Source organism: Pseudomonas sp. Xaverov 259, assembly GCF_019352915.1.
Classification (GTDB): domain Bacteria; phylum Pseudomonadota; class Gammaproteobacteria; order Pseudomonadales; family Pseudomonadaceae; genus Aquipseudomonas.
In genome coordinates this window covers 141,725-167,116 of record NZ_JAAAFV010000021.1, presented here as the reverse complement: position 1 = coordinate 167,116, position 25,392 = coordinate 141,725, and the positions used below count along the sequence as shown (strand labels likewise).

The following is a 25,392-nucleotide window of genomic DNA, read 5'->3' as shown; positions in this document are numbered from 1 at the left end:
GCTTATTAAACCGCTTTTCGCCAAAGGCCCCTCATTGGGCGTGCGCTTATTGGTGCTGGTCGTGCTTTCGGTCGCGCTGATGGTGGTCGATGCCCGCTTTGCACTGCTCAAGCCCGTGCGCAGCCAGATGTCGCTGGTGTTGATGCAGACTTACTGGATCACCGACCTGCCGCAACGTCTCTACCAGGGCGTGGCCAGCCAATTCGGCAGCCGCACTGAACTGGTCGCCGAGAACGAAAAACTCAAAACTGAAAACCTGCTATTGCAGGGGCGCATGCAAAAGCTCGCGGCCCTCACCGAGCAGAACGTTCGGCTGCGCGAGTTGCTCAATTCTTCGGCATTGGTCAACGAGAAGGTCGAAGTGGCCGAGTTGATCGGCATGGACCCCAACCCCTTTACCCACCGCATCATCATCAACAAGGGTGAGCGCGACGGTGTGGTGCTGGGCCAGCCGGTGCTTGATGCCCGTGGCCTGATGGGCCAGGTGGTCGAGCTTATGCCCTACACATCGCGGGTATTGTTGCTGACGGACACCACCCACAGCATTCCGGTACAAGTCAACCGTAACGGCCTGCGCGCGATTGCCAGCGGCACCGGTAACCCGGAGCGTCTGGAGTTGCGTCACGTTGCCGATACCGCCGATATCAAGGAAGGCGACCTGCTGGTCAGTTCCGGTTTGGGTCAGCGCTTCCCGGCGGGTTACCCGGTGGCGACGGTCAAGGAAGTGATCCACGATTCCGGCCAGCCGTTCGCGATCGTTCGCGCCGTGCCGACCGCCGCCTTGAACCGCAGCCGCTACCTGTTGCTGGTATTCAGCGACAACCGCACCCCGGAAGAACGCGCCAACGACGCCGCCCAAGCCCAGGAAGCGGAAGACAAGCAAAACGGCACAGCGCCGATCGTTCCTGCCACGGTGCCCAAGCCTGCATTCGTTGGGCCGCCGGCGCCGGTGGCAACGCCAGCAGCGCCAGTGGCGACGCCCGTCAAACCCGCCGCCCACAACGCCCGCCCGGCTAAACCCGCCGCAGCCAAACCGCCTGCGTCAACGCCCGCCGCCACGCCGGCCGCCCGGCCAGCGACCGCAGCCCCGGCAACCACGCGGCAGAGGGAGGAATAATGGCCGGTACTCATTCGCGTAATGGCTGGATCGTCTGGCTGACCTTCGCCATCGGTTTGCTGCTCAGCGTTTCGCCGCTGCCGCAATTCATGGAGATTCTGCGACCGCTCTGGCTGGCGTTGCTGCTGGCTTTCTGGTCACTGACCCTGCCGCATAAAGTCGGGATGGTCACGGCGATGTGCCTGGGCTTGGCGGAAGACGTGCTCTATGGCACCTTGCTGGGTCAGAACGCATTGATCCTCACGCTGATTACCTTTTTGGTGCTGTCGTTGCAGCAGCGTTTGCGCATGTTCCCGATGTGGCAACAATGCCTGGTGATCCTGGTGATCTTCGGCCTGGCGCAGTTGGTACAGTTGTGGCTCAGTGCCTTGACCGGCAACCGCCAACCGACCTTGGCACTGGTGTTGCCGGCGTTGGTCAGCGCGCTGCTGTGGCCTTGGGTCAGTTTCGGTCTGCGTGGGTTACGTCGTCGCTATAAAATCAATTGAATGGATTGCGAGGCTCTGCCTGGTTATCGAACCCTACAGGGAGAGTCTGCAATGAATTCGCTTTACCTGGCCTCGGGCTCCCCGAGGCGGCGTGAACTGCTGACCCAGATCGGTGTGCCTTACACCGTGGTCAGCGCCGCCATTGATGAAACCCCTCTTACCAATGAACCTGCGGTTGCCTACGTCGAACGCCTTGCGCGCGGCAAGGCCACGGCGGGTTTTGCTGCGCTTGCACATTCCTCGGGCGCCTGTGTGTTGGGTGCCGATACGGCCGTGATCGTGGATGGCCAGATCCTGGGCAAGCCAGTGGACCAGGCCGATGCCCTGGCGATGCTGATGGCGCTTTCCGGCCGTGAGCATGAAGTGCTCACCGCGATAGCCCTTACCGACGGCCAGCGTTGCGAAACTCGATGTGTAAGCAGCCGTGTTCGTTTTCGCGGTATTTCTGTCGAGGAAGCTACAACCTACTGGCACAGTGGCGAACCTGCGGACAAGGCGGGCGGCTATGCTATCCAGGGCCTGGGTTCGGTGTTTGTCGCCGGGCTCAATGGCAGCTATTCCGCTGTGGTCGGCCTGCCGGTGTGCGAAACCGCGCAACTGCTCGGCCAATTCGGCATACCCTGTTGGCAACATCTTACCGCGCGCTGAACGCCGTCCTCCAGCGCCCAGCCTTAAGCGATCGGTCACTATTGTGAAAACGCCTGAACGAGACCCAGCCATGAGTGAAGAGATTCTGATCAATATCACGCCGATGGAATCGCGCGTGGCGGTGGTAGAAAACGGTGTTCTGCAAGAAGTGCACGTCGAGCGCACCCAGAAGCGCGGGATCGTCGGCAATATCTATAAAGGCAAAGTGGTGCGCGTATTGCCGGGCATGCAGGCGGCATTCGTCGACATCGGCCTGGACCGCGCTGCGTTTATCCACGCCTCGGAAATCTCTCTGCGTGAAGGGCCAGCGGTAGAAAGCATCAGCGCCCTGGTGCACGAAGGGCAGAGCCTGGTGGTACAAGTCACCAAGGACCCCATCGGTTCCAAAGGCGCGCGGCTGACCACGCAACTGTCGATTCCGTCGCGCTATCTGGTGTACATGCCGCGCACCGCGCATGTGGGTATTTCCCTCAAGATCGAAGACGAAGCCGAGCGCGAGCGCCTGAAAAAGGTGGTCAGCGACTGCGTGGCGGCCGAAGGCATCAAGGAAGCCGGCGGGTTTATTTTGCGCACCGCCGCAGAAGGTGCCGGTGCTGACGAAATCCTCATGGACATCCGCTACCTGCGCAGGCTCTGGGACCAGATCGGCGCACAGATCAAAACCATTGGTGCGCCGAGCGTCATCTATGAAGACCTCGGCCTGGCGTTGCGTACCTTGCGTGACCTGGTCAGCCCGAAGATCGAGAAAATTCGCATCGACTCGCGGGAAACCTTCCAGCGCACTACGCAATTCGTGGCCGAGCTGATGCCGGAAATTGCCGACCGCCTTGAGCATTACCCTGGCGAGCGGCCGATTTTTGACCTGTATGGCGTAGAGGATGAAATTCAGAAGGCCCTGGAGCGCAAAGTACCGCTCAAGTCCGGCGGCTATCTGGTGGTCGACCCGGCCGAAGCCATGACCACCATCGACGTCAACACCGGCGCGTTCGTGGGCCATCGCAACCTCGAAGAAACCATCTTCAAGACCAACCTCGAAGCGGCCACCGCCATTGCTCGCCAGCTGCGCCTGCGCAACCTGGGCGGCATCATCATTATCGACTTCATCGACATGGAAGATGAAGAGCACCAGCGCCAGGTATTGCGCACCCTGGAGAAACAGCTGGAGCGCGACCACGCCAAGACCAATATTATCGGGATCACCGAGCTTGGCCTGGTGCAAATGACCCGCAAACGTACCCGCGAAAGCCTTGAGCAAGTGCTGTGTGAGCCGTGCAGCAGTTGCCAGGGACGCGGCAAGTTGAAGACCCCGGAAACGGTTTGCTACGAGATTTTCCGCGAAATCTTACGGGAGGCACGTGCCTACCAGGCGGAAGGTTATAGAGTGCTTGCCAACCAGAAAGTGGTCGACCGATTGCTGGATGAAGAGTCCGGTAACGTCGCTGAGCTGGAGGGTTTTATCGGGCGCACCATTCGTTTCCAGGTCGAAACCATGTATTCCCAGGAACAATACGACGTGGTGCTGCTCTGATCCCCAATCGCTTTCTTTATTCGAGACCGGCAGGCATTGATCTGCTGTCCGCTAACTGCCTTGAGGGTCGCCTGACATGGAGCGTCTGACACGCTTTTTTGCCGCCTTGACCCGTTGGGGCCTGGGCCTGTGCGCCTTGCTGCTGGTATTGGCGGCGGTGTACGTGAGCCTGGGTCGTGAGTTGGTCCCATTGGTGGCGGAGTACCGCGCCGAAGTTGAAGCCAAGGCGCAAGCCGCGGTGGAGATGCCCCTGCACATCGGTAGCCTTGAAGGGCGCTGGAGCGGTTTCGCGCCGATATTGATGGCTCACGACGTGATGGTCGGCGAGGGCAACAGCGCCTTGCGCCTGGATCAGGTCGAAGTGGTGCCGGATATCTGGGCCAGCCTGATGGCCCGCGAAGTGCGTATCGCCCATCTCGAAGTCAGCGGCCTGCAGTTGAGTGTCAAGGAAGACCAGGACGGCCACTGGGCGCTGCAAGGCTTGCCGGTGCAGGATGACCAGCCGCTGGACCCACAGCAGTTGCTTACACGCATGCAGATGGTCAAGCGCGTATCGTTGCTCGACAGCCAGGTGACGTTGCAGCCGTTCGACCAGGCGCCGTTGACCCTGACCTATGTGGGCCTGAGCCTGCATACCGGCAACACCCGCCAACGCCTGGATGCACGCCTCACCTTGCCGGACGGCCAGCCCCTGGCCCTGAGCCTGCGCAGCCGCATTCGCGCCAGTGAGTGGAAGGAGGGCGAAGTCGAAGCCTACCTGAGCCTGCCCCAAAGTGATTGGGCCAAATGGATTCCCGCCAGGCTGACCCAGCAATGGAAACTCTCTCAATTCAAAGCCGGTGGCGAGTTCTGGCTCAATTGGGGCAAAGGCACCGTGCAAAGTGCCGTGGTGCGTCTTAACTCACCGCAAGTAAAAGGCAGTTACGCCGATCGCAAGCCTGTGCATATCGAAAACCTCGCCCTGACCGCCTACCTGCAACGCAGCGACAGTGGCCTTAAGGTGTTGTTCGATTCGCTGGCGATGAACATCGGCGATACTCGCTGGGAATCACACCTGCAATTGCAACAAAGCCTGGCGACCGACAAAGACCAGGAAACCTGGAAGCTTCAGGCTGACCGTCTTGACCTGACCCCTATTACCCCGCTGTTGAATGCCTTGGCGCCATTGCCGGAAGGTTTTGCCAAAACCATCGAGCACCTGAAGGCCACGGGTGTGCTGCGCAATGTGTTGGTGGATTTTCGTCCGCAGGACACCACCGACAAAAAAGTCAGCTTCGCCGCCAACCTTGAGCGCATCGGTTTTGACGCGTACTTCGGTGCGCCAGCCGCACGTAACGTATCCGGGAGCATCAGTGGCGATTTGGGCCAGGGTGAGTTGCGTATGGACAGCAAGGATTTTTCCCTGCACCTGTACCCGATCTTCGCCAAGCCCTGGCAGTACATCCAGGCCAACGCGCGCCTGACGTGGAAGCTGGATAAGGAAGGCTTCACCCTGATTGCCCCGTACATCAAGGTGCTGGGCGAAGAGGGCAAAGTGGCTGCCGACTTCTTGATTCGCCTGCATTTTGACCATGCCCAGGAAGACTACATGGACCTGCGGGTCGGTATGGTCGACGGCGATGGCCGTTTCACGCCCAAGTATTTGCCGGCCGTGTTGAGCCCGTCCCTGGATGAATGGCTGCGCACCGCAATTCTCAAGGGCGCGGTGGACCAAGGGTTCTTCCAGTACCAGGGTTCGCTCAACCATGACGCGCTGCCCGCCGCGCGCAACATCAGCTTGTTCTTCAAGGTGCATGACGCCGAACTGGCCTTCCAGCCGGGTTGGCCGCATGTGAGCAAGGTCAATGGCGAAGTGTTTGTCGAGGAGAGCGGCGTGCGCATCCTGGCCAGCAAGGGCCAGTTGCTCGACACCAAGGTCAAGGACGTCTACGTCAATATTCCCCACGCTCCGGCCGGTAAAGACAGCCACTTGTTGATAACCGGTGGGTTTGCGGGCGGCCTGGGCGATGGTTTGAAGATCCTTCAGGACGCGCCGATAGGCACAGGCTCGACCTTTGCCGGCTGGAAGGGTGACGGCGACCTGCAAGGCAATCTGGACCTGGACATTCCGCTGGTCAAAGGTACCGAGCCCAAGATCGTGGTGGACTTCAAGACCGATAAAGCCCGTCTGCAATTGGCGGAGCCGACCTTGGACCTGACACAACTCAAGGGCGACTTCCGCTTCGACAGCGGCAAGGGCTTGAGCGGCCAGAACATCTCGGCCCAGGCATTCGATCGGCCGATTACCGCGCAAATTGTTGCCGATGGCAAGCCGGGCAACATCAGTACCCGCGTCACCGCCAAGGGCCAGGTTACGGTCAAGCGCCTGACCGATTGGTTAAAAATCAGCCAGCCGTTGCCGGTGTCCGGTGATATTCCGTACCAGCTGCAGCTCACGCTGGACGGCGCCGACAGCCAACTGATGGTCAGCTCCACTATGAAAGGCGTGGCGGTAGACCTGCCGGCGCCCTTCGGCATGCCCGCCAGCCAAGGCCGTGACAGCGTGTTCCGCATGACCTTGCAGGGGCCGGAACGGCGTTACTGGTTCGATTATGGCGAACTGGCGAGCTTCACCTTTGCCTCACCGCCGGACAAATTCAATGACGGGCGCGGGGAGTTGTTCCTGGGCGATGGCGATGCCGTGTTGCCGGCAGCCAAAGGGTTGCGCATTCGGGGTGTGTTGTCGGAACTGGACATTGACCCGTGGAAAAAACTCGCCAACCGCTACGCCGGTAACGACCCAGGCGGCAGCGCCAAGCAATTGCTCAGTGGCGCCGACTTCAAAGTGGGCAAGCTGACCGGCTTTGGCACCCAGCTTGATCAGGCCAACCTGCAACTGGATCGCAAGCCAACTGCCTGGGGCTTGCAGCTCGACAGCCAGCAGGTCAAGGGTGCGGTAAACCTGCCGGACGCCAAGGGCGCGCCGATTGCGATCAACCTGCAATACGTGAAACTACCGGCGGTGGACCCGACCGTGCAGGCCGACGAAAACGCACCGGACCCGTTGGCGGATATCGACCCCAAGGACATCCCCGCGTTGGATATCGCGATCAATCAGCTGTTCCAGGGCCCCGATCTGGTGGGAGCCTGGTCGCTGAAGATCCGCCCGACCGCCAAAGGCCTGGCCTTCAACAACCTCAACCTCGGCCTCAAGGGCATGCAGCTTAATGGCGCCGGTGGTTGGGAAGGCGCGCCGGGGGCCAGCAGCAGCTGGTACAAGGGCCGCCTGGACGGCAAGAACATCGCCGATGTGCTCAAGGGCTGGGGCTTTGCGCCGACGGTGACCAGCGAAGAATTCCACCTGGATGTGGATGGTCGGTGGCCGGGTTCGCCGGCGTGGGTTGGCCCCAAGCGTTTCTCCGGCAGCCTGGATGCGTCATTTCGCAAAGGCCAGTTCGTGGAGGTGGAAGGTGGCGCCCAGGCCCTGCGGGTGTTTGGTTTGCTCAACTTCAATTCCATCGGCCGCCGGTTGCGCCTGGACTTCTCGGACCTGCTCGGCAAAGGCTTGAGTTATGACCGGGTCAAAGGCTTGCTGGCCGCCAGTGATGGGGTGTTCGTGACTCGTGAGCCCATCACCATGACCGGCCCGTCCACCAACCTGGAGCTCAATGGCACCCTGGATCTGGTGGCTGACCGTGTCGACGCCAAGCTGCTGGTCACGTTGCCGGTGACCAACAACCTGCCGATTGCCGCGCTGATTGTCGGTGCGCCTGCCATTGGTGGCGCGTTGTTCCTGATCGACAAGCTGATCGGTGACCGTGTTTCGCGCTTCGCCAGCGTGCAATACAAGGTGCAAGGCCCGTGGAAGGATCCAAAAATCACCTTCGACAAGCCATTTGAAAAGCCAAACTGAGAGCCTGTGGAGTAGCATGGCCGCATGCCTATTACGGAGTGTCGGCCCATGTCCTTTGCGGTAATTCAAATGGTCAGCCAGAGCGATGTGCTGGCCAACCTGGCCCAGGCCCGGCGCCTGTTGGAGCAAGCGGCAGCGGGCGGGGCGAAACTTGCGGTACTGCCGGAGAACTTCGCCGCCATGGGCCGCCGCGACGTGGCCGATATCGGTCGTGCCGAAGCCTTGGGCGAAGGCCCGATCCTGCCATGGTTGAAACAGGCCGCCCGCGACCTCACCTTATGGATAGTGGGCGGCACTTTGCCGTTGCCGCCCCAGGACCAACCGCACGCCAAGTCCAACGCTTGCTCGCTATTGATCGATGATCAGGGCGAAATCGTCGCCCGTTACGATAAATTGCACCTGTTTGATGTCGATGTTGCAGATGCCAGAGGTCGTTATCGTGAATCCGACGACTATGCTTTCGGCAGCAATGTGGTGGTGGCCGACACGCCGGTGGGGCGCTTGGGCCTGACGGTGTGCTACGACCTGCGGTTCCCCGAGCTGTACAGCGAACTGCGTGCAGCGGGAGCGGAGTTGATTACCGCGCCTTCGGCCTTTACAGCGGTGACCGGCGCTGCGCATTGGGATGTACTGATTCGAGCACGGGCCATCGAAACCCAATGCTACTTATTGGCCGCCGCTCAAGGCGGTATTCACCCGGGGCCACGGGAAACCTTTGGCCATGCAGCCATTGTCGACCCTTGGGGGCGTGTGCTGACACAACAGGATCAAGGCGAAGCGGTGTTGTTGGCCGAACGCGATAGCAGTGAACAGGCGTCGATACGGGCGCGCATGCCGGTGGTCAATCATCGGCGCTTTTTCTCGCAGGGCGCGCAGCGGCCTGCTTCAGAACGATGAATTTAAGGCCAAACCTATGAGCGAGTTGTTGTCCTCAGTCAGTGAACACCTCCTGGCACCCGGTGGCGTGACCATCGAAAGTCTGCAAACCGTGCTCGGTGATCTGGCCGGGCCAGGCATCGACGCGGCCGACCTGTATTTCCAGGGCCAGATTTCCGAGTCGTGGGCTCTTGAAGATGGAATCGTCAAGGAAGGCAGTTTCAACCTTGACCAAGGCGTAGGCGTGCGCGCGCAATCCGGTGAAAAGACCGGCTTTGCCTACAGCAACGCCATCACCCTGGAAGCCCTGGGCCTGGCGGCGCGTGCAGCGCGCTCGATTTCCCGCGCTGGCCAGAACGGCACCGTGCAGGCTTTCAGCACCCAGGACGTGGCCCAGTTGTACGCACCGGATAACCCGCTGGAAGTGATCAGCCGCGCGGAAAAGGTTGATTTGCTTAAGCGTATCGACGCGGCCACTCGTGCGCTCGATCCGCGTATTCAGCAAGTCACGGTGAGCATGGCTGGCGTGTGGGAACGCATTCTGGTGGCGTCCACGGACGGCGGGCTGGCGGCAGATGTGCGGCCGCTGGTGCGTTTCAACGTGAGTGTCATTGTTGAACAGAACGGTCGCCGCGAGCGCGGTGGCCATGGCGGTGGCGGGCGTACCGACTACCGTTATTTCCTCACTGACGACCGCGCCATGGGTTATGCACGTGAAGCGCTGCGTCAGGCGCTGGTCAACCTGGAAGCCATTCCGGCGCCGGCTGGTACCTTGCCGGTGGTGTTGGGCTCGGGCTGGTCCGGCGTGCTGCTGCACGAAGCCGTTGGCCATGGCCTGGAAGGTGACTTCAACCGCAAAGGCAGTTCGGCCTACAGCGGGCGCATGGGCGAGATGGTTGCGTCCAAGCTCTGCACCATCGTCGATGACGGTACCCTGGCCGGCCGGCGTGGCTCGCTGAGTGTCGATGACGAAGGCACGCCGACCGAATGCACCACGCTGATTGAAAACGGCGTGCTCAAGGGTTATATGCAAGACAAGCTCAACGCCCGCCTGATGGGTGTGGCACGTACCGGCAACGGTCGTCGCGAGTCTTACGCGCACCTGCCGATGCCGCGCATGACCAACACCTACATGCTCGGTGGCGAAAGCGACCCCGCAGAAATCATCGCTTCGGTAAAACGCGGGATCTACTGCGCCAACCTCGGCGGCGGCCAGGTCGATATCACCAGCGGCAAGTTTGTGTTCTCCACCAGCGAAGCGTACCTGATCGAAGACGGCAAGATTACCGCGCCGGTCAAAGGGGCGACGTTGATTGGCAATGGGCCGGAAGCCATGAGCAAGGTGTCGATGGTCGGTAATGATCTGTCGCTGGACAGCGGCGTAGGCACTTGCGGTAAGGATGGGCAGTCGGTGCCGGTCGGCGTCGGTCAGCCAACCTTGAAAATCGATGCGATCACCGTGGGTGGCACGGGGTCGTAATGGCCGGAGCTTCGGGTGGCGAAGACCGCCACCCGGGGAAGAGGGTCAACGCAGGCCGCGTTGAGTCTCGTCCAGCTCACGGATGTATTTGAAGATTTTACGGTTGGTGGCCGGCGCCTTGTTATGCGCCTGCTCGTGCTGGGCCTGACGGATCAGGGAGCGCAGTTGCTGGCGGTCCGCGTCCGGGTAGTCCAGCACGAATTTCTCCAGCACTGCGTCATCGCCCGAGATCAGGCGGTCACGCCAGCGCTCCAGGTTATGGAAGCGTTCGTTGTACTGGCGAGTGGAGGCATCGGTTTGATCGAGCAAGGCCAGAATGGCATCAGTGTCCTGATCGCGCATCAGCTTGCCGATAAACATGATGTGCCGTTTACGCGCGATATTCGCGGTGTGCTTGGGAGCATCCGCAAGCGCCCGGCGCATTTCGTCGGTCAGTGGCAATTTGGCAATCAAGTCTTTCTTGAGCGTTGTAAGGCGCTCGCCGAGGTCAACCAGCGCATGCAGCTCGCGTTTGACCTGGGTTTTGCTTTTCTCCCCATCGAGGGAGTCGTCGTAAGAATCAACCATGGTGGCAGTCCGCAAAGAAACGCCGCCATGATAACCAGTCGGGGGCCGCTTGTCCGGCCCGGTCGCTCGATGGCCTTAACCGAAAGCAGAATTTGAGTGGAGAAAACCATGAGTGCAGCCCAAAGCGTCGGTCCGCAAGCGTTACCGGCACTGCAGGAACAAGTCGAGCAGATCCTTGCCGAGGCCAAGCGTCAGGGGGCCAGCGCCTGTGAAGTAGCCGTGTCGCTGGAACAGGGGCTGTCGACGTCGGTGCGCCAGCGTGAAGTGGAAACCGTCGAATTCAATCGTGACCAGGGTTTTGGCATCACGTTGTATGCCGGGCAGCGCAAAGGCTCGGCCAGCACTTCCGCCAGTGGGCCGGAAGCCATTCGTGAAACCGTCGCAGCGGCGCTGGCGATTGCCAAGCACACCTCCGAGGACGAAAGCTCAGGCCTGGCCGACAAAGCGCTGATGGCCAAGGACTTGAAGGACTTTGATCTGTTCCATGCCTGGGACATCACACCGGAGCAGGCGATCGAAAAGGCGCTGATCTGCGAAGCGGCGGCGTTCGACGCCGATGCCCGCATCAAGAACGCTGATGGCACCACGTTGAGCACTCATCAGGGCTGCCGTGTCTACGGTAACAGCCATGGTTTTATCGGTGGTTATGCCTCCACTCGCCATAGCTTGAGCTGCGTGATGATCGCCGAAGCCAATGGCCAGATGCAGCGCGATTACTGGTACGACGTGAGCCGCCAGGGCGAATTGCTGGCCGATCCGGTCAGCATTGGCCAGCGCGCGGCGCAACGTGCAGCCAGCCGCCTGGGCGCGCGCCCGGTGCCTACGTGCGAAGTGCCGGTGCTGTTTTCGGCTGAGCTGGCCGGTGGGTTGTTCGGCAGTTTCCTGGGCGCGATTTCCGGCGGCAATCTGTACCGAAAATCTTCGTTCCTAGAAGGCGCGATTGGCCAGAAGCTGTTTCCTGAATGGCTGACGATTGATGAGCGCCCGCACCTGATGCGTGCCATGGGCAGTTCCGCATTCGACGGTGATGGCCTGGCCACCTATGCCAAACCGTTCGTCGAGAACGGCGAGTTGGTGTCCTACGTGCTGGGCACTTACGCCGGTCGCAAGCTCGGCCTGCCAAGCACGGCGAATGCTGGTGGCGTGCACAACCTGTTCGTCACCCACGGCGACGAAGACCAGGCGGCGCTCTTGCGCCGTATGGGCCGCGGCCTTTTGGTCACCGAATTGATGGGCAGTGGCCTGAATATGGTGACCGGTGATTACTCACGCGGTGCGGCGGGTTTTTGGGTAGAAAATGGCGAGATTCAGTTCGCTGTCCAGGAAGTGACGATCGCCGGCAACATGCGCGATATGTTCAAGCAGATCGTCGCAGTGGGTAATGACCTGGAACTGCGCAGCAATATTCGCACCGGCTCGGTGCTGATTGAGCGGATGACCGTCGCCGGCAGTTAACGGCACCGGGCTTCATAAAAAGGCACGCCATCCTCGAGATGGCGTGCCTTTTTTTGTGGCTGCGATTTGCCACTCTTGTTTTGATTCTCAATATCATTTAATAATAAATATCATTACCGAATGAGCGTGGATCATGAGTTCTGTCCTGCATGAGGATCCGTACCTGGAAAGTTGGCGTTGGATGAGTCGTCAGATTCGCTGCGGCCTTGATCCCAATGAGCCGCGCCTGATCGAGCATTACCTCAACGAAGGGCGATACCTGGCGTGCTGCACCGCGACCCATCCGTGGACGATCGCCGAAACGTCATTCCGCCTTTTGATCGACACCGCCAGCGACATCGCCTTGCCCTGGCACTGGCGATCCATGTGCCTGGACCAGGCCTGGCGCCCACTGCGCGATCTGGAAAAACTTTCCCACTGTGCGTGCCGCCTCAAGCGCTGGCAGACCTTTGCCTGGCAATTGGCGACCTGCGAATTGCTGCCTTCCCTTTCTGTTTCTGACCTGGTGCAAGGATCTAACGATGAGTAACACCCGTATCGAACGCGACAGCATGGGCGAGCTGCAAGTGCCTGCCGAGGCCTTGTATGGCGCACAGACCCAGCGCGCGGTGAACAATTTTCCGATCAGTCATCAACGCATGCCGGCGCAATTCATTCGCGCCCTGATCCTGGCCAAGGCCGCCGCTGCCAAGGTCAACGTCGACCTCAAGCAAATCAGCGAAGGGCAGGGCAAAGCCATCGTCGATGCAGCCCAAGGCTTGCTCGAGGGCGATTTCATGCCGCACTTCCCGGTGGATATTTTCCAGACCGGCTCCGGCACCAGCTCGAACATGAATGCTAACGAGGTGATTGCGACCCTGGCCAGCCGTTTGCTGGGCGAGCCGGTCAACCCCAATGACCACGTGAACTGCGGCCAAAGCAGCAACGACATCATTCCGACCACCATCCACGTCAGCGCAGCGTTGGTGTTGCATGAGCAAACGCTGCCGGCCTTGCTGCATTTGGTACAGGTCATCGAGCAAAAGGCCGAAGAGGTCCACCCGTTCATCAAGACCGGCCGCACGCACCTGATGGACGCCATGCCGGTGCGCATGAGCCAGGTGCTGAATGGCTGGGCGCAACAGCTCAAGGCCAATATCGGCCACTTGCAGGATTTGCTGCCGAGCTTGCAGGCGCTGGCACAGGGTGGCACGGCGGTTGGCACCGGGATCAATGCACACCCGGAATTTGCTGCGCGTTTCAGTCAGCAACTGAGCAGCCTGACCGGGGTGAAATTCACCCCGGGCAAAAACCTGTTCGCGCTGATCGGCTCCCAAGACACCGCCGTTGCCGTTTCCGGCCAGTTGAAAGCCACTGCGGTATCGCTGATGAAAATCGCCAACGACCTGCGCTGGATGAACTCCGGCCCGCTCGCAGGCTTGGGTGAGATCGAATTGGAAGGCTTGCAGCCGGGCTCCTCGATCATGCCGGGCAAGGTCAACCCAGTGATTCCGGAGGCCACCGCCATGGTTGCCGCCCAAGTCATCGGCAATGACACGGTGATCACGGTCGCTGGGCAGTCCGGCAACTTCGAGCTGAACGTGATGCTGCCGATCATCGCCCAGAACCTGCTCAGCAGCCTCGAACTGCTGGCCAATTCCAGCCGCCTGCTGGCCGACAAGGCCATTGCCAGCTTCAAGGTCAACGAAGCCAAGCTGAAGGAAGCGCTGTCGCGCAACCCGATCCTGGTCACCGCACTCAACCCGATCATTGGTTACCAAAAGGCCGCTGAAATCGCCAAGAAGGCCTATCAGCAAGGCCGCCCGGTGATCGATGTCGCCCTCGAGCACACCGACTTGCCACGTAGCCAACTGGAGGTCCTGCTGGACCCGGAAAAGCTCACGGCCGGCGGCGTGTAATCACCGACCCTGCTTTGGAGGCTCACCATGGAGCACTGGAAACGCACGATCGAACGGGCCAATCGCTGCTTTATGGCGGGCGAGCTGGTCGACGCTCGTGAGGCCTATTTGCAAGCCCTGGCCCTGGCGCAAGTGTTATTCGAGCGTTGGGCGGATGCCGACGAAGCAGTGGCGGCTTGCGTCATTTCCCATCACAACCTGGCGGACCTGCACCTGCGCCTGAACCAGCCGGAAGAAAGCGCGGAATACCTGTGCGCCATTCACCAACGGCTGTTGCAGACCATGCAGGACCCGCGCCTGAGCCCGCCATTGCGCGAGGCGGCGCTGCGCCAGAGCAGCAAGACCTATGTCGAACTGTTGAATTTCATCAGCGATCACGGCGAATACCCGCGTACTCATCGCCTGCTGGGCGGTACTGCGGCGCAACCGATCACTCCACACTACGGAGCACATTGATATGACCTACACCTTGCCTGCCTTGCCTTACGCCTATGACGCTCTGGAGCCGCATATCGATGCGCAAACCATGGAGATTCACTACACCAAGCATCACCAGACCTACATCAACAACCTCAATGCTGCGGTCGAGGGCACGGAGTTTGCGGGCTGGCCGGTAGAGAAGCTGGTGTCCAGCGTGCAGCAATTGCCGGAAAAACTGCGTGCTGCCGTGATCAACCAAGGCGGTGGTCATGCTAACCACTCGCTGTTCTGGGCGGTGATGTCACCAAAGGGTGGCGGCAAACCCGACGGCGCACTGGGCAAAGCCATCGATGAACAATTAGGCGGCTTCGACAGTTTCAAAGAGGCCTTCACCAAGGCCGCCTTGACCCGCTTCGGCAGCGGCTGGGCCTGGCTGAGCGTGACCCCGCAGAAGACGCTGGTGGTGGAAAGCAGTGGCAACCAGGACAGCCCCTTGATGAGCGGCAACACGCCGATCCTCGGCCTGGACGTGTGGGAGCACGCCTACTACCTGCTGTATCAGAACCGTCGCCCGGAATACATCAACGCCTTTTATAGCGTGATCAACTGGCCGGAAGTCGCCGCACGCTACCAGGCCGCCCTGGCCTGATATTCAACCTATAAAAAGATCTAAGGCCGACTATGGGCACTGAAACACTGGCGATCAGCAGCGGGCGAATGTTTCGTTATGCGTTTGGCTCGCTGTTGCTGTTGGCAGGAACTGCATTGCTGGTGGCCCACGGGCTGGCCTGGCTGAACCTTGAACCACGGATCCTGCGCGCCTTGCAGGGCGGCGCTATCTGCGCGCTCGGCACGGCACTGGGCGCGGTGCCCGTGCTGGTCATACGCCGCATGCCGGTAGCGCTGAGCGATACCTTGTTGGGCTTTGGTGCCGGGGTAATGTTGGCGGCGACGGCATTTTCGCTGATCGTGCCCGGTATTGCGGCCGCCGAGGACCTGGGTCTTTCGCCTTGGGGTGCCAGTGGCTTGATCAGCTTCGGCATCATGCTCGGCGCGTTCGGGTTGTATCTGGTTGACCGCAAGGTTTCCGGCGCGAGCCCGGAAATGCTGGTGGGCACGCCGGATAAACCGGTTATCCCGCCGCGTATCTGGCTGTTTGTGTTTGCCATCATTGCCCACAACATTCCGGAAGGCATGGCGGTGGGCGTTTCCGCCGGTGGCGGCATGCCGGACGCCGACAGCCTGGCCATGGGCATTGCCTTGCAGGATGTGCCGGAAGGTTTGGTGATTGCACTGGTGCTGGCTGGGGCGGGCATGTCGCGGGTCAAGGCGTTCTTGATCGGCGCCGCGTCAGGCCTGGTCGAGCCGGTGTTTGCCGTGCTGTGTGCGTGGCTGGTGAGCCTGGCTGAGGTTCTATTGCCGCTGGGGCTCGCGCTGGCGGCGGGGGCGATGTTGTTGGTGGTGACTCACGAAGTGATCCCGGAATCGCGCCGCAACGGTCACGAAAAGCTTGCCAGCCTGGGTTTGTGCATCGGGTTTTGCTTGATGATGGTGATGGATACTGCATTAGGGTGAGGCCATTGCAGCCTCACACCTGTCTCAAAGGGTGGGTTTACTCACCCTCGTCAAAGTAGTTATTGATCAACTTGACCAGGGCGTCCATCGCTTCCTGCTCTTGTTCGCCTTCGGTCTTCAAATGAATCCTGGTGCCCTTGCCCGCAGCCAGCATCATCATGGCCATGATGCTTTTGCCGTCTACCATCGACTCTGGCGTGCGCCCCGCGCGAATCTGGCAAGGGAACTGCCCGGCAACGCCGACGAATTTAGCTGAGGCGCGGGCGTGCAGGCCCAGCTTGTTAATGATTTCAATTTCCAGAGCGGGCATCGCGGGGGTGTTCCTTTCAGCTAAGGTCGCGGTGGCGAACCTGGACGTTCTTGAGGGTTTGTTGCAGCACCTGGCCCAGGCGTTCGGTCAGGTAGACGGAGCGATGGTGGCCGCCGGTGCAGCCGATGGCAATGGTGACATAAGCCCGATTACTTGCGGCAAAGCGCGGTAACCATTTGAGCAGGTAGCTGGAGATATCCTGGAACATTTCCTCGACATCCGGTTGCGCAGCCAGGTACTCGACCACCGGCTGATCCAAGCCAGACTGATCACGCAGTTCAGGTTTCCAGTAAGGGTTGGGCAGGCAGCGCACGTCGAACACCAGGTCGGCATCCACCGGCATCCCGCGCTTGAACCCGAACGACTCAACCAGAAAGGCCGTGCCGGGTTCCGGCTGGTTCAGCAGGCGCAGCTTGATCGCATCGCGCAATTGATACAGGTTCAAGCCGGTGGTGTTGATCTCGAGGTCAGCGAGGTCAATGATCGGCCCCAGCAGCGTGGTCTCGTCCTCGATGGCTTCGGCCAGAGAGCGATGCGGGCTGCTGAGGGGGTGACGTCGACGGGTTTCGGAGAAGCGCTTGAGCAGCGTCTCCTCGTCGGCATCCAGGTACAGCACATCGCAATGAATATGCTTAGCACGCACTTCCTCAAGCAACTGGGGGAAGCGCTCAAGGTGGCTGGGCAGATTGCGGGCGTCAATCGAGACGGCCACCAGTGGCTGCGCCAGTTCAGTATGGATCAGGGCACGCTCGGCCAATTCCGGCAGCAGGCCTGCCGGCAGGTTGTCGATGCAGTAGAAACCGTTGTCCTCAAGGACGTTGAGGGCGGTGCTTTTACCCGAGCCGGAGCGGCCGCTGACGATGATCAAACGCATGATTACTGCCCGCTTTGCTCATCGAGTACAACCTGATAAAGCGCCTCGTTGCTGCTGGCGCTGCGCAGTTTGTCGCGTACGTCCTTGCGGTCGAGCATGCTGGCGATCTGCCGAAGCAGTTCCAGGTGTGCATCGGTGGCGGCTTTCGGGACTAGCAGAACGAACAGCAGGTCAACCGGGGCGCCATCGATGGCGTCGAAATCGATTTTCTCCTGCAGGTGCAATAGCGCACTGACGGGAGACGTGCAGCCTTCAAGGCGGCAGTGAGGAATGGCGATGCCGTTGCCAAAACCGGTGGAACCCAGTTTTTCACGGTCAATCAGGGCCTTGAACACGGCTTGCTCATCCAGCTCAGGCACTTCACGGCTGATCAGGTTGGCGATGTGTTCGAGAGCTTTTTTCTTACTGCCACCCGGCGCGTTCACAAGGGAACGGCCGGGGGTCAGGATGGTTTCAAGTCGAATCATGGGTGGGGAGTATTAGCGGCCAGTGCCTTGAAGAAGGCTCTGCTGCTTTTCCTTATGCTTTTTAAGTTGGCGGTCAAGCTTGTCAGTCAAGGCATCGATAGATGCATACATGTCTTCATGCTCGGCATTGGCGACCACTTCGCCACCGGGTATCTGCAAGGTCGCTTCAATTTTCTGCTGAAGCTTATCGACCTTCATGATCACCTGCACATTTGTGATCTTGTCGAAATGACCCTCAAGCCGTTTCAGCTTCTGCTCGACGTATTCGCGCAATGGAGGGGTGACTTCTACATGGTGTCCACTGATGTTGACTTGCATACAGCTTCTCCTTCGTTGCCAGTGCATAAAGCGGTGGGTAGGAATACCCACCACTGGAACGCTATGGCCCGCCCGTCACATCAAACGCTTACGCTCGCTGGAAGGCGCGATCCCGAGGGACTCGCGGTACTTGGCGACGGTTCGACGGGCGACCTGAATGCCTTGTGCCTCCAGTAAACCAGCGATCTTACTGTCACTCAATGGCTTTTTCTGATTTTCCGCCGCAACCAGTTTTTTGATGATCGCGCGGATCGCCGTGGACGAGCATTCGCCGCCTTCGGAGGTGCTGACGTGGCTGGAGAAAAAGTATTTCAGTTCATAAATGCCCCGTGGGGTATGCATGAATTTCTGCGTGGTCACCCGTGAAATCGTCGATTCATGCATACCTACCGCTTCGGCAATGTCATGCAGAACCAGTGGCTTCATCGCCTCATCGCCATATTCCAGGAAGCCGCGCTGGTGCTCGACGATCTGGGTGGCCACTTTCATCAGGGTTTCGTTGCGGCTTTGCAGGCTCTTGATGAACCAGCGCGCTTCCTGCAATTGGTTGCGCATGAAGGTGTTGTCGGCGCTGGTGTCGGCGCGGCGTACAAAGCCTGCGTATTGTGGGTTGACCCGCAGGCGTGGCACCGACTCCTGGTTCAACTCCACCAGCCAGCGCTCGTTATCTTTGCGCACGATCACATCAGGCACGACATACTCGGCTTCGCTGGACTCGATCTGCGAGCCCGGACGCGGGTTGAGGCTCTGCACCAGCTCGATGACCTGGCGCAGGTCGTCTTCCTTGAGCTTCATGCGGCGCATCAACTGGCTGTAGTCGCGGCTGCCCAGCAAGTCGATGTAGTCGGTGACGAGGCGCTGGGCTTCGGCGAGCCAAGGGGTCTTGGCCGGCAGTTGGCGCAGTTGCAGCAACAAGCATTCGCTCAAGGTACGAGCGCCAATGCCGGCAGGCTCGAACTGTTGGATGCGATGCAGGACGGCTTCGATTTCGTCCAGCTCGATGTCCAGTTCCGGGTCGAACGCTTCCAGAATCTCGTCGAGCGTCTCGTCCAGGTAGCCCTGGTTGTTGATGCAGTCGATCAGGGTTACGGCGATCAGGCGATCGGTGTCGGACATCGGCGCCAGGTTCAGTTGCCACAGTAAATGGCTCTGCAGGCTTTCACCTGCGGACGTGCGGGTGGTGAAGTCCCACTCGTCGTCGTCATTGCTGGGCAGGCTGCTGGCGCTGGTCTGGTACACGTCTTCCCAGGCGGTGTCGACGGGAAGCTCGTTGGGAATGCGTTCGTTCCATTCGCCTTCCTCAAGGTTATCCACCGTAGGGGCGGTTTCCTGATAGGACGGTTCCTGCACGTCGGCGTTGGGTTTTTGCTCGATGTTGTCGGCCAGCGGGTCTGCATTATCGAAGTCGTCGCCTTCTTCCTGGCGTTCGAGCATCGGATTGGACTCCAGGGCCTCCTGGATTTCCTGTTGCAGGTCCAGGGTCGACAATTGGAGCAGGCGGATGGCCTGTTGCAGCTGCGGTGTCATCGTCAGCTGCTGGCCCATTCTCAGGACTAGCGATGGTTTCATGGCAGGGGCTTAACACCTTATTCGCCGGCGCAATGCGCCATCCACGACAGGGCGCGTGAGCGCCAAACATAAGCAAATTATATGCCTGATATCAGGGGCTTTGCCTAGAGCGCGGTAACAATAAAAAAACTGAGGTTTTTATTGACTTGCGCGCGCCCCGGGCAACGGCCTGATACCACCGTGTTTACAGGCGGAACTCGTGACCCAGATACACTTCCTTCACCAGTTCATTGGCCAGGATAGTCGCGGAATCACCTTCTGCAATCAGTTGCCCATCGTTGACGATATAGGCGGTCTCGCAGATATCGAGGGTCTCACGCACGTTGTGGTCGGTGATCAGTACACCGATACCCTTGGCCTTGAGGTGATGGATGATCTGCTTGATATCGCCGACCGAGATCGGGTCGACACCGGCAAAAGGTTCGTCCAGCAGGATGAACTTGGGCGCGGTGGCCAGGGCGCGGGCGATTTCCACACGGCGACGCTCACCACCGGACAAGCTCATGCCGAGGTTGTCGCGGATGTGGTTGATGTGGAACTCCTGCAACAGGCTTTCCAGCTCTTTGCGACGGCCGTCACGGTCGAGTTCCTTGCGGGTCTCGAGGATCGCCATGATGTTGTCGGACACCGACAGTTTGCGGAAGATCGATGCTTCCTGGGGAAGATAGCCGATACCTGCGCGTGCACGACCGTGCATGGGCTGGTGGCTTACGTCCAGGTCGTCAATCAATACACGGCCCTGATCCGCCTGGACCAGGCCAACAATCATATAGAAGCAGGTGGTCTTGCCGGCGCCGTTGGGGCCGAGCAAGCCGACGATCTGGCCGCTGTCGATCGACAGGCTGACGTCGCGTACGACCTGACGGCTTTTATAAGCTTTGGCCAGATGCTGGGCTTTCAGGGTTGCCATCAGTTCGTCTTCTTCGCAGCGGGTTTTGGCGCAGGGGCGGCAGCGTCTTTCTGCTTCGGCTGGATAACCATGTCGATGCGCGGCTTCGGTGTGCCGATTTTTGTGCCATTGGCGCGACCGGCGGTAGCGATCTGCTTGACGGTGTCGTAGGTGATTTTTTCACCTTCGGTGGTATTGCCGTCAGTACTGACAACCCGTGCCTGGTCAATCAGGATAATGCGGTTCTGCTGGGCGTGATACTGGATGGTCTTGCCGTAGCCTTTCATTGGTGCTGGGTCAGCCGCCGCCTGCTTCTGTTCGAAGTAAGCCAGGTTGCCCACCGAAGTCACCACGTCGATGTCGCCAGCCGGGGTGCGAGTCAGCGTTACCGTGTTGCCGGTAATCTTCATCGAGCCTTGGGTGATGATCACGCCACCGGTGTAGGTCGCGACGCCTTGTTTATCATCCAACTGCGCATCGTCAGCCGAGATATGGATCGGTTGCTGGCTATCGTTCGGCAGAGCCCAGGCGCTCACGCTTCCCAGTGCTGCGCCCAGACCGAGCAAAATAGGGAGGGTTTTAACGAGCCTCATACTGTCCTCTTACGTTCGATAGCAGGTGTATCCTGCTTTCTTTCAAATACGCTTTCATTCCCTTGCCAGTCGATACACCGCCAGCGCCGTCAATTCTAACGTCTTGCTCGGTCTGCGCATATTGCTGTTGTGGGAAAACGGTCATGCGACTGCTGGTGATGATGGTGTCACGCTTCTGTTCATCGGTGCGCGCAACGCGTACCGAGTCGATCAACTCAACCTGGGTGCCGTCCGCGTTAACCTCGCCACGTTTGCTGGTGACGTGCCACGGAAAGTCGGTGCCGCGGAACAGGTTCAGGTCCGGGTTGGTCAGCAGGCTGACGTCGGAGGCTTTGACGTGCTCCACCTTGTCGGAGGTCATCTCGTATTGGACCTTGCCGTCAGGCATGAACTGCACCGTATAGGCATTGGTGGCGAAATTGTCGATCAGGCCCTCGTCAACCTGTGCTACAGGCTTGTCGAGAAAGCGCTCCGGGCTGATATTCCAGTAGCCCACCGCCAGGAACAGCGCGGCGATGACCCCGAATAACAGGAAGTTGCGAATCTTTTTGCTCAGCATAAAACGCTCTATAAGTAGGCGGCGTGGGCCGCTTCAAGACTGCCCTGGGCACGCAGGATCAATTCGCAGAACTCGCGGGCGGCACCTTCGCCGCCACGTGCGGCAGTGATGCCATGGGCGTGTTCACGAACAAATGCCGCCGCATTGGCGACGGCCATGCCCAGGCCGACTCGGCGAATGACCGGCAGGTCAGGCAGATCATCACCCAGGTACGCAACCTGCTCATAGCTTAGGTTGAGTTGGCCAAGAAGCTCGTCCAGAACCACCAGTTTATCCTCACGGCCTTGATACAGGTGAGGAATCCCCAGGTTTTGTGCGCGGCGTTCCACAACCGGTGTCTTTCGACCACTGATAATCGCCGTTTGCACACCGGCGGCCATCAACATTTTGATGCCCTGGCCGTCGAGGGTGTTGAAAGTCTTGAATTCGCTGCCATCTTCGAGGAAATACAGGCGGCCATCGGTCAGCACGCCGTCCACGTCGAAAATCGCCAGTTTGATGTTTTTGCCGCGTTGCAGCAGGTCGCTGGTCATTTACATCACTCCTGCACGCAGCAAGTCGTGCATGTTCAGGGCGCCGATCGGGCGGTCGTCACCATTGACCACCACCAGCGCGCCAATCTTATGGTCTTCCATGATCTTCAGCGCTTCGGCTGCAAGCATCTCGGGGCGGGCGGTCTTGCCGTGGGGCGTCATCACCGCGTCGATAGTCGCGGTGTGGATATCGATGGTGCGGTCCAGGGTGCGGCGCAGGTCGCCGTCGGTGAAGACTCCGGCCAGGCGCCCGTCGGCTTCCAGGATCACGGTCATGCCCAGGCCCTTGCGGGTCATTTCCATCAGTGCGTCTTTGAGCAGGGTGCCGCGTTGTACGTGGGGCAGTTCATCGCCCGAGTGCATGACGTTTTCCACTTTGAGCAGCAGGCGACGACCCAGCGCGCCGCCCGGGTGCGAAAACGCGAAGTCTTCTGCGGTAAAACCACGGGCTTCCAGCAACGCCACGGCCAGGGCGTCGCCCATGACCAGGGCGGCGGTGGTGGAAGAGGTCGGTGCCAGGTTGAGCGGGCAGGCTTCGTGGGCCACATGCACGTTCAAATTGACTTCGGCAGCCTTGGCCAGCGTGGATTCCGGGTTGCCGGTGAGGCTGATCATCTTGATGCCCAGGCGCTTGATCAAGGGCAGCAAGGTCACGATTTCGTTGGTGGTGCCGGAGTTCGACAGCGCCAGGATGATGTCATCCTTGGTGATCATGCCCATGTCGCCGTGGCTGGCTTCGGCCGGGTGCACGAAAAACGCCGTGGTCCCGGTGCTGGCCAGGGTGGCGGCGATCTTGTTGCCGACGTGGCCGGATTTGCCCATGCCGACCACCACAACGCGGCCCGTGCTGGCCAGAATCATCTCGCAGGCGCGCACGAAATCTGCGTCGATATGGGCCAGTAAACCTTCTACGGCTTCAAGCTCGAGGCGGATGGTGCGTTGTGCGGATTGAATAAGGTCGCTGGATTGGCTCATGTCTGAAATCGTATAGCCTGACGAAAAGTCGGCGATTATAGCGGTAATGATCAAATCCCTCACGCTAGTTATTCTGCAGGTGCCTGGGATTTATGCTCAGTCACGTGTTTTCCCTGTCCCGAATCTGAACAAGGGCAGTTCCGGCCTTGGGGGCTCTGTACCAGCAGTGATATAGTTCGCCGCCAGTTCGGTCGGCCCAACCCATGCCGCTAACTTTTGTGCATCTGTTGCAAACGAAAGTCGCAAGCATGGTGTCTGAGTGAAAGGCTGCATCCCAAGGAGATTAGATGAGTGCCGATAACGCCTACGCGGTCGAGCTGAAGGGTCTTACCTTCAAGCGCGGTTCGCGCAGCATCTTCAATAACGTCGATATTCGCATTCCCCGCGGCAAAGTCACGGGCATCATGGGGCCTTCCGGTTGCGGCAAGACCACTCTGTTGCGCCTGATGGGCATGCAATTGCGGCCCAGCGCCGGCGAAGTGTGGGTCAACGGCCAGAACCTGCCGACGCTGTCGCGCAGCGATCTGTTCGATGCGCGCAAGCATATGGGCGTGCTGTTCCAGAGTGGTGCGCTGTTTACCGACCTCGACGTTTTCGAAAACGTAGCGTTTCCGCTGCGGGTGCATACCCAGCTGTCCGATGAAATGATTCGTGACATTGTGCTGCTCAAATTGCAGGCCGTGGGCCTGCGCGGCGCCATCGACCTCATGCCTGACGAATTGTCCGGCGGCATGAAGCGTCGTGTTGCGCTGGCGCGGGCCATTGCCCTTGATCCGCAGATCCTCATGTATGACGAGCCGTTCGTAGGCCAGGACCCGATCGCCATGGGCGTGCTGGTGCGTCTGATCCGCCTGCTCAACGATGCGTTGGGGATCACCAGCATCGTGGTTTCCCACGACCTGGCCGAAACTGCGAGCATTGCTGACTACTTATATGTTGTCGGCGATGGTCAGGTGCTGGGGCAGGGTACGCCTGAAGAGCTGATGAACGCTGATAACCCGCGCATTCGCCAATTCATGACCGGCGATCCCGATGGCCCGGTGCCTTTTCATTTTCCGGCAGCGGACTACCGCTCAGATCTTCTGGGGAAGCGCTGATGCGCAAGACATCTTTACTCGAGAAGGTTCGCCTTTTCGGCCGCTCCGGCATCGACTTGGTCGAGGTCCTGGGGCGTTCAACGATTTTCCTGTTTCACGCGCTGCTCGGGCGTGGCGGCATTGGCGGCGGGTTTGGTCTGTTGTTGAGACAGCTGCATTCGGTGGGCGTGATGTCCCTGGTCATCATCGTGGTGTCCGGGATCTTCATCGGCATGGTGCTGGCGTTGCAGGGCTTCAATATCCTCTCCAGCTACGGTTCGGAGCAGGCGGTAGGGCAGATGGTTGCCCTGACGCTGCTGCGTGAACTGGGGCCGGTGGTCACCGCCTTGCTATTTGCAGGGCGTGCGGGTTCTGCGTTGACCGCCGAAATCGGCAACATGAAGTCCACCGAGCAGCTGTCCAGCCTGGAAATGATCGGCGTGGACCCGCTCAAATATATTGTTGCCCCGCGCCTGTGGGCCGGCTTCATATCCCTGCCGCTGCTGGCGATGATTTTCAGCGTGGTGGGCATCTGGGGTGGTTCGTGGGTGGCGGTTGACTGGTTGGGCGTCTATGACGGCTCGTACTGGGGCAACATGCAAAACAGCGTGACCTTCAGTGGCGACGTGCTCAATGGCATCATCAAAAGCATCGTTTTCGCCTTTGTAGTGACCTGGATCGCCGTATTCCAAGGCTATGACTGTGAGCCCACTTCAGAAGGGATCAGTCGCGCCACCACCAAGACCGTTGTGTACGCCTCGCTGGCGGTACTGGGCCTTGACTTCATTTTGACCGCCTTGATGTTTGGAGATTTCTGATGCAAAACCGCACTGTGGAAATCGGTGTCGGCCTTTTCTTGCTGGCTGGCATCCTGGCTTTACTGTTGCTGGCCCTGCGGGTCAGTGGCCTTTCGGCCAGCCCCACCGCCGATACTTATAAACTTTACGCGTACTTCGACAATATCGCCGGTTTGACGGTCAGAGCTAAAGTGACCATGGCCGGTGTAACCATCGGCAAGGTCACGGCAATCGATCTGGATCGCGACAGCTTCACTGGCCGGGTGACCATGCAAGTCGACAAGAAGGTAGATAATCTGCCGACTGACTCCACTGCATCTATCCTCACCGCTGGGCTGCTGGGCGAGAAGTACATCGGCGTCAGCGTGGGTGGGGAAACAGCCCTGCTCAAGGATGGTTCGACAATCCACGACACACAGTCGTCGTTGGTGCTTGAAGACTTGATCGGTAAATTCCTGCTCAATACGGTCAATAAAGACGCCAAATGA

The 25,392-nt window shown here is 59.7% G+C and carries 27 protein-coding genes; 16 read left to right on the top strand and 11 right to left on the bottom strand.

Translation table 11 applies throughout. The features are described from left to right. Positions 1 to 4: 4 nt before the first annotated feature. The 7 genes from mreC to tldD all read left to right on the top strand — a co-directional run bounded on the left by mreC (position 5) and on the right by tldD (position 10,029). On the top strand, positions 5 to 1,117 hold the full coding sequence (gene mreC, locus K0H48_RS06085) for a rod shape-determining protein MreC (protein WP_219266921.1): 1,113 nt from the start codon (positions 5 to 7) through the stop codon (positions 1,115 to 1,117). Continuing rightward, positions 1,117 to 1,605, top strand: coding sequence for a rod shape-determining protein MreD (mreD, locus tag K0H48_RS06080; protein WP_017138250.1), 489 nt, complete (start codon positions 1,117 to 1,119; stop codon positions 1,603 to 1,605). The genes mreC and mreD overlap by 1 nt, the downstream gene beginning before the upstream one ends. Positions 1,606 to 1,656: 51 nt before the next feature. Then, the gene (locus K0H48_RS06075) at positions 1,657 to 2,253 is read left to right on the top strand and encodes a nucleoside triphosphate pyrophosphatase (RefSeq protein WP_219266796.1); all 597 of its coding nucleotides are present in this window, start codon (positions 1,657 to 1,659) and stop codon (positions 2,251 to 2,253) included. Between the two features lie 70 nt (positions 2,254 to 2,323). Beyond that, entirely contained in the window at positions 2,324 to 3,781 is a 1,458-nt protein-coding gene (rng, locus tag K0H48_RS06070; protein WP_010213134.1) for a ribonuclease G, read from the top strand. Positions 3,782 to 3,857: 76 nt separating this feature from the next. Then, the gene (locus K0H48_RS06065) at positions 3,858 to 7,673 is read left to right on the top strand and encodes a YhdP family protein (protein WP_219266795.1); all 3,816 of its coding nucleotides are present in this window, start codon (positions 3,858 to 3,860) and stop codon (positions 7,671 to 7,673) included. A 48-nt stretch (positions 7,674 to 7,721) separates the two neighbouring features. Then, positions 7,722 to 8,570 carry a carbon-nitrogen hydrolase family protein gene (locus tag K0H48_RS06060; RefSeq protein WP_219266794.1) on the top strand — a complete coding sequence of 283 codons (849 nt, stop codon included), beginning with the start codon at positions 7,722 to 7,724 and terminating at the stop codon, positions 8,568 to 8,570. Between the two features lie 16 nt (positions 8,571 to 8,586). Further along, complete coding sequence (gene tldD, locus K0H48_RS06055; RefSeq protein ID WP_056859033.1) at positions 8,587 to 10,029, top strand: metalloprotease TldD; 1,443 nt, start codon at positions 8,587 to 8,589, stop codon at positions 10,027 to 10,029. 45 nt (positions 10,030 to 10,074) lie between these two features. On the opposite strand, the gene yjgA is transcribed toward tldD, so the two are convergent. After that, complete coding sequence (gene yjgA / locus K0H48_RS06050) at positions 10,075 to 10,596, bottom strand: ribosome biogenesis factor YjgA (protein ID WP_219266793.1); 522 nt, start codon at positions 10,594 to 10,596, stop codon at positions 10,075 to 10,077. Positions 10,597 to 10,704: 108 nt separating this feature from the next. Here yjgA and pmbA point away from each other — a divergent pair, with 108 nt between their 5' ends. The 6 genes from pmbA to K0H48_RS06020 all read left to right on the top strand — a co-directional run bounded on the left by pmbA (position 10,705) and on the right by K0H48_RS06020 (position 15,944). Next, on the top strand, positions 10,705 to 12,051 hold the full coding sequence (gene pmbA, locus K0H48_RS06045) for a metalloprotease PmbA (RefSeq protein ID WP_219266792.1): 1,347 nt from the start codon (positions 10,705 to 10,707) through the stop codon (positions 12,049 to 12,051). 133 nt (positions 12,052 to 12,184) lie between these two features. Then, positions 12,185 to 12,580, top strand: coding sequence for a FagA protein (locus K0H48_RS06040; protein WP_138816836.1), 396 nt, complete (start codon positions 12,185 to 12,187; stop codon positions 12,578 to 12,580). Continuing rightward, entirely contained in the window at positions 12,573 to 13,949 is a 1,377-nt protein-coding gene (locus tag K0H48_RS06035; RefSeq protein WP_219266791.1) for an aspartate ammonia-lyase, read from the top strand. Before K0H48_RS06040 ends, K0H48_RS06035 begins: the two co-directional genes overlap by 8 nt. Positions 13,950 to 13,976: 27 nt before the next feature. Continuing rightward, positions 13,977 to 14,405: a hypothetical protein gene (locus K0H48_RS06030; protein ID WP_138816834.1), complete on the top strand. Its 429-nt coding sequence runs from the start codon at positions 13,977 to 13,979 to the stop codon at positions 14,403 to 14,405. 1 nt (position 14,406) lies between these two features. Further along, the gene (locus K0H48_RS06025) at positions 14,407 to 15,018 is read left to right on the top strand and encodes a superoxide dismutase (protein WP_219266790.1); all 612 of its coding nucleotides are present in this window, start codon (positions 14,407 to 14,409) and stop codon (positions 15,016 to 15,018) included. A gap of 32 nt (positions 15,019 to 15,050) precedes the next feature. Further along, positions 15,051 to 15,944: a ZIP family metal transporter gene (locus tag K0H48_RS06020; RefSeq protein WP_219266789.1), complete on the top strand. Its 894-nt coding sequence runs from the start codon at positions 15,051 to 15,053 to the stop codon at positions 15,942 to 15,944. A gap of 37 nt (positions 15,945 to 15,981) precedes the next feature. On the opposite strand, the gene K0H48_RS06015 is transcribed toward K0H48_RS06020, so the two are convergent. The 10 genes from K0H48_RS06015 to K0H48_RS05970 form a co-directional block, all read right to left on the bottom strand. Next, complete coding sequence (locus K0H48_RS06015) at positions 15,982 to 16,254, bottom strand: HPr family phosphocarrier protein (protein WP_060754944.1); 273 nt, start codon at positions 16,252 to 16,254, stop codon at positions 15,982 to 15,984. 16 nt (positions 16,255 to 16,270) lie between these two features. Beyond that, entirely contained in the window at positions 16,271 to 17,128 is an 858-nt protein-coding gene (rapZ, locus tag K0H48_RS06010) for an RNase adapter RapZ (RefSeq protein WP_219266788.1), read from the bottom strand. A gap of 2 nt (positions 17,129 to 17,130) precedes the next feature. Beyond that, entirely contained in the window at positions 17,131 to 17,595 is a 465-nt protein-coding gene (gene ptsN / locus K0H48_RS06005) for a PTS IIA-like nitrogen regulatory protein PtsN (RefSeq protein ID WP_219266787.1), read from the bottom strand. 12 nt (positions 17,596 to 17,607) lie between these two features. Further along, a complete protein-coding gene (gene raiA, locus K0H48_RS06000) occupies positions 17,608 to 17,913 on the bottom strand; it encodes a ribosome-associated translation inhibitor RaiA (protein WP_017138237.1) in 306 nt (101 codons plus the stop codon). Between the two features lie 75 nt (positions 17,914 to 17,988). Further along, positions 17,989 to 19,482: an RNA polymerase factor sigma-54 gene (locus K0H48_RS05995; RefSeq protein WP_138816831.1), complete on the bottom strand. Its 1,494-nt coding sequence runs from the start codon at positions 19,480 to 19,482 to the stop codon at positions 17,989 to 17,991. Positions 19,483 to 19,666: 184 nt separating this feature from the next. After that, positions 19,667 to 20,392, bottom strand: a complete 726-nt coding sequence (gene lptB, locus K0H48_RS05990) for an LPS export ABC transporter ATP-binding protein (RefSeq protein ID WP_016974288.1) — start codon at positions 20,390 to 20,392, stop codon at positions 19,667 to 19,669. Beyond that, on the bottom strand, positions 20,392 to 20,964 hold the full coding sequence (gene lptA, locus K0H48_RS05985) for a lipopolysaccharide transport periplasmic protein LptA (protein WP_099548390.1): 573 nt from the start codon (positions 20,962 to 20,964) through the stop codon (positions 20,392 to 20,394). Before lptA ends, lptB begins: the two co-directional genes overlap by 1 nt. Beyond that, positions 20,951 to 21,523 (bottom strand): LPS export ABC transporter periplasmic protein LptC, encoded by a 573-nt coding sequence (gene lptC, locus K0H48_RS05980; protein WP_056859022.1) that lies wholly within the window; start codon positions 21,521 to 21,523, stop codon positions 20,951 to 20,953. The genes lptA and lptC overlap by 14 nt, the downstream gene beginning before the upstream one ends. 8 nt (positions 21,524 to 21,531) lie before the next feature. Beyond that, on the bottom strand, positions 21,532 to 22,056 hold the full coding sequence (locus K0H48_RS05975; protein WP_124361316.1) for an HAD family hydrolase: 525 nt from the start codon (positions 22,054 to 22,056) through the stop codon (positions 21,532 to 21,534). After that, on the bottom strand, positions 22,057 to 23,031 hold the full coding sequence (locus K0H48_RS05970; protein ID WP_219266786.1) for a KpsF/GutQ family sugar-phosphate isomerase: 975 nt from the start codon (positions 23,029 to 23,031) through the stop codon (positions 22,057 to 22,059). A 287-nt stretch (positions 23,032 to 23,318) separates the two neighbouring features. Between K0H48_RS05970 and K0H48_RS05965 the strand changes: the two genes are divergently transcribed. The 3 genes from K0H48_RS05965 to mlaD are packed head-to-tail and all read left to right on the top strand — an operon-like array spanning position 23,319 to position 25,392. Then, the gene (locus tag K0H48_RS05965; protein WP_005784851.1) at positions 23,319 to 24,128 is read left to right on the top strand and encodes an ATP-binding cassette domain-containing protein; all 810 of its coding nucleotides are present in this window, start codon (positions 23,319 to 23,321) and stop codon (positions 24,126 to 24,128) included. Beyond that, positions 24,128 to 24,925, top strand: coding sequence for a lipid asymmetry maintenance ABC transporter permease subunit MlaE (gene mlaE / locus K0H48_RS05960; protein WP_017138231.1), 798 nt, complete (start codon positions 24,128 to 24,130; stop codon positions 24,923 to 24,925). Before K0H48_RS05965 ends, mlaE begins: the two co-directional genes overlap by 1 nt. Further along, positions 24,925 to 25,392, top strand: coding sequence for an outer membrane lipid asymmetry maintenance protein MlaD (mlaD, locus tag K0H48_RS05955; protein ID WP_005784855.1), 468 nt, complete (start codon positions 24,925 to 24,927; stop codon positions 25,390 to 25,392). Before mlaE ends, mlaD begins: the two co-directional genes overlap by 1 nt.

Bases quoted from the DNA above. Each gene is read 5' to 3' on its own strand.
- pmbA (WP_219266792.1), top strand. From the start codon at position 10,705: ATGAGTGCAGCCCAAAGCGTCGGTCCGCAAGCGTTACCGGCACTGCAG.
- K0H48_RS06065 (WP_219266795.1), top strand. From the start codon at position 3,858: ATGGAGCGTCTGACACGCTTTTTTGCCGCCTTGACCCGTTGGGGCCTG.
- raiA (WP_017138237.1), bottom strand. From the start codon at position 17,913: ATGCAAGTCAACATCAGTGGACACCATGTAGAAGTCACCCCTCCATTG.
- K0H48_RS05995 (WP_138816831.1), bottom strand. From the start codon at position 19,482: ATGAAACCATCGCTAGTCCTGAGAATGGGCCAGCAGCTGACGATGACA.
- mlaE (WP_017138231.1), top strand. From the start codon at position 24,128: ATGCGCAAGACATCTTTACTCGAGAAGGTTCGCCTTTTCGGCCGCTCC.
- lptB (WP_016974288.1), bottom strand. From the start codon at position 20,392: ATGGCAACCCTGAAAGCCCAGCATCTGGCCAAAGCTTATAAAAGCCGT.
- K0H48_RS05975 (WP_124361316.1), bottom strand. From the start codon at position 22,056: ATGACCAGCGACCTGCTGCAACGCGGCAAAAACATCAAACTGGCGATT.
- K0H48_RS06015 (WP_060754944.1), bottom strand. From the start codon at position 16,254: ATGCCCGCTCTGGAAATTGAAATCATTAACAAGCTGGGCCTGCACGCC.
- mreD (WP_017138250.1), top strand. From the start codon at position 1,117: ATGGCCGGTACTCATTCGCGTAATGGCTGGATCGTCTGGCTGACCTTC.
- K0H48_RS05970 (WP_219266786.1), bottom strand. From the start codon at position 23,031: ATGAGCCAATCCAGCGACCTTATTCAATCCGCACAACGCACCATCCGC.
- K0H48_RS06060 (WP_219266794.1), top strand. From the start codon at position 7,722: ATGTCCTTTGCGGTAATTCAAATGGTCAGCCAGAGCGATGTGCTGGCC.
- K0H48_RS06040 (WP_138816836.1), top strand. From the start codon at position 12,185: ATGAGTTCTGTCCTGCATGAGGATCCGTACCTGGAAAGTTGGCGTTGG.
- mlaD (WP_005784855.1), top strand. From the start codon at position 24,925: ATGCAAAACCGCACTGTGGAAATCGGTGTCGGCCTTTTCTTGCTGGCT.
- tldD (WP_056859033.1), top strand. From the start codon at position 8,587: ATGAGCGAGTTGTTGTCCTCAGTCAGTGAACACCTCCTGGCACCCGGT.
- K0H48_RS06075 (WP_219266796.1), top strand. From the start codon at position 1,657: ATGAATTCGCTTTACCTGGCCTCGGGCTCCCCGAGGCGGCGTGAACTG.
- yjgA (WP_219266793.1), bottom strand. From the start codon at position 10,596: ATGGTTGATTCTTACGACGACTCCCTCGATGGGGAGAAAAGCAAAACC.
- lptA (WP_099548390.1), bottom strand. From the start codon at position 20,964: ATGAGGCTCGTTAAAACCCTCCCTATTTTGCTCGGTCTGGGCGCAGCA.
- K0H48_RS06030 (WP_138816834.1), top strand. From the start codon at position 13,977: ATGGAGCACTGGAAACGCACGATCGAACGGGCCAATCGCTGCTTTATG.
- K0H48_RS06020 (WP_219266789.1), top strand. From the start codon at position 15,051: ATGGGCACTGAAACACTGGCGATCAGCAGCGGGCGAATGTTTCGTTAT.
- ptsN (WP_219266787.1), bottom strand. From the start codon at position 17,595: ATGATTCGACTTGAAACCATCCTGACCCCCGGCCGTTCCCTTGTGAAC.
- K0H48_RS06025 (WP_219266790.1), top strand. From the start codon at position 14,407: ATGACCTACACCTTGCCTGCCTTGCCTTACGCCTATGACGCTCTGGAG.
- rng (WP_010213134.1), top strand. From the start codon at position 2,324: ATGAGTGAAGAGATTCTGATCAATATCACGCCGATGGAATCGCGCGTG.
- lptC (WP_056859022.1), bottom strand. From the start codon at position 21,523: ATGCTGAGCAAAAAGATTCGCAACTTCCTGTTATTCGGGGTCATCGCC.
- K0H48_RS05965 (WP_005784851.1), top strand. From the start codon at position 23,319: ATGAGTGCCGATAACGCCTACGCGGTCGAGCTGAAGGGTCTTACCTTC.
- rapZ (WP_219266788.1), bottom strand. From the start codon at position 17,128: ATGCGTTTGATCATCGTCAGCGGCCGCTCCGGCTCGGGTAAAAGCACC.
- K0H48_RS06035 (WP_219266791.1), top strand. From the start codon at position 12,573: ATGAGTAACACCCGTATCGAACGCGACAGCATGGGCGAGCTGCAAGTG.